At 25.9% G+C, this 634-nt stretch carries 1 protein-coding gene; it reads left to right on the forward strand.

Annotated features, from left to right (window positions below; all coding sequences use genetic code 11):
- Positions 1-22: 22 nt before the first annotated feature.
- Complete coding sequence (locus GQX97_RS13810; protein ID WP_013244889.1) at positions 23-613, forward strand: histidine phosphatase family protein; 591 nt, start codon at positions 23-25, stop codon at positions 611-613.
- The last annotated feature ends 21 nt before the right edge of the window (positions 614-634 follow it).

Genomic DNA, 634 nt, shown 5'->3' on the forward strand with positions numbered 1-634 from the left:
TTAATAAAAGATGGAGTAGTATATGAAAATTTTATTTATAAGACATGGTCAAACAAAAAACAATGCAGAGCAAAAATGGCTTGGTTCTACTGATGTTTCTCTTTGGGAAGAGGGAATAAATGCTTTATTAAAAAATAAAAGTAATATAGATAAATATAAGCCTTTTGAGAAATTGTATTCAAGCCCGATGAAAAGATGTATTGAGACGGCTAAGATATATTTTGATGATATGAACTTTGAAATTATGAATGATTTAAGAGAGAGAGCTTTTGGAGATTTTGAGGGTATGACTCATAATGATTTGAAAGATAATCCTTATTTTAAAGAGTTTATGAAAACCTCTTGGAGAAGTGAAGTGCCTAATGGAGAGATATCTGAGAAATTTTTTAACAGAGTATACAATGCATATTTATCTATAATAGAAGATATGAAAAAAAATAATTTAACTTATACAGCAGTAGTTACTCATGGCGGTATAATTATGACTATATTAGATAAATATAATATAGAAAAACTTCCTTTTTATGATTATCTTTTACCTAATGGTTGCGGATATCTTACCGAAATTATAGAAAATAACAATTTAAAAATAATAGATAAAATTCTATTATAAAATAACGGAAATTGATTTTAT

Source organism: Brachyspira sp. SAP_772, from assembly GCF_009755885.1.
Lineage (GTDB): Bacteria > Spirochaetota > Brachyspiria > Brachyspirales > Brachyspiraceae > Brachyspira.